4 protein-coding genes are annotated in these 4,680 nt (G+C 67.9%); 1 reads left to right on the forward strand and 3 read right to left on the reverse strand.

Going from position 1 to position 4,680, the window contains the following annotated elements; genetic code table 11:
- Positions 1-74: 74 nt before the first annotated feature.
- From mctP to ACFW2E_RS10065, 3 genes are all read right to left on the reverse strand, one after another.
- On the reverse strand, positions 75-1,703 hold the full coding sequence (gene mctP / locus ACFW2E_RS10055; RefSeq protein ID WP_384464198.1) for a monocarboxylate uptake permease MctP: 1,629 nt from the start codon (positions 1,701-1,703) through the stop codon (positions 75-77).
- Positions 1,700-1,966, reverse strand: coding sequence for a DUF3311 domain-containing protein (locus tag ACFW2E_RS10060; protein WP_384464201.1), 267 nt, complete (start codon positions 1,964-1,966; stop codon positions 1,700-1,702). The genes mctP and ACFW2E_RS10060 overlap by 4 nt, the downstream gene beginning before the upstream one ends.
- A gap of 189 nt (positions 1,967-2,155) precedes the next feature.
- Complete coding sequence (locus ACFW2E_RS10065; protein ID WP_384464204.1) at positions 2,156-2,920, reverse strand: GntR family transcriptional regulator; 765 nt, start codon at positions 2,918-2,920, stop codon at positions 2,156-2,158.
- Between the two features lie 411 nt (positions 2,921-3,331).
- Here ACFW2E_RS10065 and ACFW2E_RS10070 point away from each other — a divergent pair, with 411 nt between their 5' ends.
- Complete coding sequence (locus ACFW2E_RS10070; protein ID WP_384464207.1) at positions 3,332-4,612, forward strand: extracellular solute-binding protein; 1,281 nt, start codon at positions 3,332-3,334, stop codon at positions 4,610-4,612.
- The last annotated feature ends 68 nt before the right edge of the window (positions 4,613-4,680 follow it).

Genomic DNA, 4,680 nt, shown 5'->3' on the forward strand with positions numbered 1-4,680 from the left:
GTGTGGGGGCGCGCGCGAACACCACCGGGCGCGGGTTTAGTCCGCGCGGGGCCCGTGTGTGTCACTTCGCGGCCTCAGTGCGCGGAACCCGCCGTGGCCGGTGGCAGTTCCACCTGTACGCCCGGGTCGCCCGCGTCCGCCGTGTAGTCCTCCGGGCTGGTCTCGTCGATGCCCTCGGGGGCCTTCAGCGCCTTCAGGGCGAAGGTCAGGACCACCGTGACGGCCACGTTGAGCACGAAGGCCGTCAGCCCGATGTAGCCGATCTCGCCGATGCCCGGGATCTCCTTCGCCGAGCCGCCGAAGTGGTTCTGCGTCGGCGAGGCGACGCCGTACGCGGCGAAGGTGCCGTACACCATGCCGACCGCCCAGCCCGCGAGCAGCGCCCAGCGGTGGAACCAGCGGGTGAACAGGCCGCCGACCAGGGCCGGGAAGGTCTGCAGGATCCAGATGCCGCCCAGCAGCTGGAAGTTGATCGCCACCGTCTTGTCCATGGTCAGGACGAAGACCAGGGCGCCCACCTTCACCAGCAGGGACACCAGCTTGGAGACCCGCGTCTCCTGTTGCGGTGTCGCGTCCGGCCGGATGAAGTCCTTGTAGATGTTGCGGGTGAAGAGGTTCGCGGCCGCGATGGACATGATGGCCGCGGGGACCAGGGCGCCGATGCCGATCGCCGCGAAGGCCACCCCCGCGAACCAGTCCGGGAACATGTTCTCGAACAGCTGCGGGATGGCCAGCTGGCCGTTCTGCACCTTCACGCCCGCCGCGATCGCCATGAAGCCCAGCAGGGCCAGCAGGCCCAGCATGAGGGAGTACAACGGCAGGATCGTGGTGTTGCGGCGGATCACGTCACGGCTGCGCGAGGAGAGCGTCGCGGTGATCGAGTGCGGGTACATGAACAGCGCGAGCGCGGAGCCCAGCGCGAGCGTGGCGTACGTCCACTGGCCGGCCTCCGGTGGGACGAGGGCGCCGCGCGGCTTGCCGGTAGCGGGGTTGACCTGGCTGAACGCCTCGCCCGCCTTGGCGAAGACGTCGTCGAAGCCGCCCAGCTTGATCGGGATGTAGATGATCGCCACCGCGATGACGATGTAGATCAGCGCGTCCTTCACGAACGCGATCAGAGCGGGGGCCCGCAGGCCCGAGGAGTAGGTGTACGCGGCCAGCACGCCGAAGGCGATGAGCAGCGGCAGGTCCTTCACGAACCAGTTGGTGTTCTCGCCGCCGCCGACGCCCATCACGTCGAGAACGGCCTGGATCCCGACCAGTTGGAGGGCGATGTACGGCATCGTCGCCAGGATTCCGGTGAGCGCCACCGCCAGCGACAGCCCCTTGGAGCCGAAGCGGCCGCGCACGAAGTCCGAGGTCGTCACGTAGCCGTGCCGGTGGGACACCGACCATAGGCGCGGCAGGAACGTGAAGATCAGGGGGTAGACGAGGATCGTGTAGGGCACGGCGAAGAAGCCGGCCGCGCCCGCCGCGTAGATCGCCGCCGGCACGGCGACGAAGGTGTACGCGGTGTACAGGTCGCCGCCGAGCAGGAACCAGGTGATCCAGGTTCCGAACGACCGCCCGCCCAGGCCCCATTCGTCGAGGCTGTGTTCGTTCTCGGCCTTGCGCCAGCGTGCGGCCAGGAAGCCCATGACCGTGACGGCCAGGAAGAAGAAGATGAAGACGCCGAGCGCGACGCCGTTCACGCCGTCCTTCACTTCGACGCACCCCCGCCCTGGGCCTTGCGGGCGCGCTGATCACGCTGCCACAGCTTGTACGCGGTCATCGTCAGCGCGGTGGAGACGATCACCCACAGCATCTGGTACCAGTAGAAGAACGGGATCCCTATGAACGCGGGGTCGGTCTTGGCGTAGGAGCCGACCCACAGCATCGCCACGAAGGGCGCGATCAGACAGAGGGCGATGACGACGCGCACGGGCGTCACCACCGCCGTTCTGCTCACATCCGAAGCATCTGACATCTGGCGGCTCCGTCCCCTAACTGAACACCGCTGATCACCTGTGTAATGCGCAGGCAATCTAGGCGACGGGATCAGGCCGGTGGAAGACCTCGTCCGCATATCGGCATGTCGATTCTGTGGAGAACCGGCGAGAGGAACGTGAAGCGGGAGCGGCGCGCACGCCGGACCGCCCGCACCGCCTCGACGGGTTCAGTCCTGGGGCCGCTTGAGCCGTGCCACGAACTTGTAGCGGTCGCCCCGGTAGACGGATCGGACCCACTCCACCGGCTTGCCCGCCCGGTCCAGGGAGTGGCGGGAGAGCATCAGCATCGGCAGGCCGACGTCGGTGCCGAGCAGCCCGGCCTCGCGCGGGGTGGCCAGCGACGTCTCGATCGTCTCCTCCGCCTCCGCGAGGTGGATGTCGTACACCTCGGCGAGGGCGGTGTAGAGGGACGTGTACTTGACGAGGCTGCGGCGCAGCGCCGGGAAGCGCTTGGCGGACAGGTGCGTGGTCTCGATCGCCATCGGCTCGCCGTTGGCCATGCGCAGTCGCTCGATGCGCAGCACCCGGCCGCCGGCGGTGATGTCGAGCAGCTCGGCGAGACGGTCGTCGGCGGTGATGTAGCCGATGTCGAGCAGCTGCGAGGTCGGCTCCAGACCCTGGGCGCGCATGTCCTCGGTGTAGGAGGTGAGTTGCAGCGCCTGGGAGACCTTGGGCTTGGCGACGAAGGTGCCCTTGCCCTGGATCCGCTCGAGGCGGCCCTCGACGACCAGCTCCTGCAGGGCCTGGCGGACCGTGGTCCGCGAGGTGTCGAATTCGGCCGCGAGGGTGCGCTCGGGCGGGACGGGCGTGCCGGGCGCCTGCGTCTCCGTCATGTCGAGCAGGTGCTTCTTCAGGCGGTAGTACTTGGGCACGCGTGCGGTACGGACGGTCGCCCCACCCTCGTTCTCCGCACTGCTGACGTCGGTGCTCATGCTCCGCCTTCCCGGCTCCGTATGCCGAAGCGACCGGCGTACCCGTCGGCCACGGCTCACATCGTGGCACGGCTTCGTGTGACAGGGATCCACCCGCACGCTCCGTGATCTCCCTGTATACCTTTGCGCCCCTCGTTGGTCTAGTCCATCGCCCGCTCCGATGCCGGTGGTCCACCGGAACTGGTCCGTCCGATCTGTCGCTTGCGGAATGAAAGGTCCCTGCATATCTCGGTCGCATCACGGAGGCCCGGAGCCTGCTTGAACACCCTTGACAGGCCTATTGGTCTGGGCCAAGCTCCGGGTACTGGTCTACACCATTGGTCCAGGTCCCGGCCCCATGGGCGGTACGACGCGTTGGGCGGTCACCGCAGGGAGCCTGGGGGGTTTGAGGGCATCCCTGAGGAGGGTGGCGTGAAGCGCAAGCTGATAGCCGCGATCGGTATCGCGGGCATGGTCGTCTCCATCGCGGCGTGTGGCAGTGACAAGAAGGACGACGGCAAGGCAGGGTCGGACGCCAAGGAGCTGACCGTCTGGCTCACCGTGGACGCCCAGAACAACTGGCCCAACCTGGTGAAGGCCGCCGACGCCGCGGTGCAGAAGAAGCACCCCAGCATCAAGATCAAGCACGAGTACTACGGCTGGCCGGACAAGAACACCAAGCTGGACGCCGTCCTCGCCACGGACAAGGCCCCCGACGTGGTCGAGATGGGCAACACCGAGATGCTGGGCTACATGGTCAAGGGCGCCTTCGCGCCCGTCGACGCCTCGCAGTTCAGCAACTCCTCCGCCTGGCTGGACGGCCTCAAGGCCTCCGTGACGTACGACGGCAAGACCTACGGCGTGCCCTACTACGCCGGTGGCCGGGTCGGCACCTGGCGCAAGGACATCGCCAAGGCGTCCGGCATCAAGGCCGCCCCGAAGACCTACGCGGAGCTGACCGCCGACCTGGACAAGATCCAGAAGAAGCAGGGCGCCAAGTTCAACGCCTGGTACCAGCCCACCCGTGACTGGTACGCGGCCATGTCCTTCGTCTACGACGCCGGCGGCTCCATCGCCAAGGAGGAGGGCGGCCAGTGGAAGGCCAACCTCTCCTCGCCCGAGTCCCTCAAGGGCCTCAACGAGTTCAAGACCGTCCTCGACAAGTACATGCACGGCGACAAGACCAAGGACGAGTCCGACCGCTACATCGTCTACGGCCAGGGCAAGTCCGACCTGATCTTCGGCGCCGCCTGGGAGGGCGCGACCGCGGCCGACCCGAAGAACGACAAGACCGGCAAGCTCAAGGACAACCTCGAGAACTTCGTGATGCCCGGCCCGTCCGGCAAGAACCTGCCGGTCTTCCTGGGCGGCTCCGACCTCGCCATCCCGGTGAAGTCCAAGGCCCAGGGCGTCGCCGCCGAGTGGATCAACGCCTTCACCGGTCCCGCCGGCCAGAAGGGCCTGATGGCCAAGGGCAACCTGCCCAACAACAAGACCGACCTCGCCACCCTGAAGAACGACCCGGCGACCGTCGTCCCGGCCACCGCGGCCGAGTCCAACTGGTTCGTCCCGATGGCCCCCGGCTGGGGTCAGGTCGAGAAGGCCCAGATCCTGCAGACCATGCTGCAGAGCATCGGCACCGGCAAGAAGTCGGTCGAGGCCGCCGCGAAGGACGCGGACACCGCGATCGACAAGGTCATCAACACCAAGTGACCTGAGCGCGGGGGGGGGGCGGGCGCCCGCGGCCCGGCGCGCGCCCCCCGCGCCCCGCGCCCGGCGCG

Source organism: Streptomyces sp. NPDC058964 (assembly GCF_042741275.1).
Taxonomy (GTDB): domain Bacteria; phylum Actinomycetota; class Actinomycetes; order Streptomycetales; family Streptomycetaceae; genus Streptomyces.

What these genes read in the sequence shown, in the direction of transcription:
- ACFW2E_RS10060 (WP_384464201.1), bottom strand. Translation starts at nt 1,966, where the DNA reads ATGTCAGATGCTTCGGATGTGAGCAGAACGGCGGTGGTGACGCCCGTG.
- ACFW2E_RS10065 (WP_384464204.1), bottom strand. Translation starts at nt 2,920, where the DNA reads ATGAGCACCGACGTCAGCAGTGCGGAGAACGAGGGTGGGGCGACCGTC.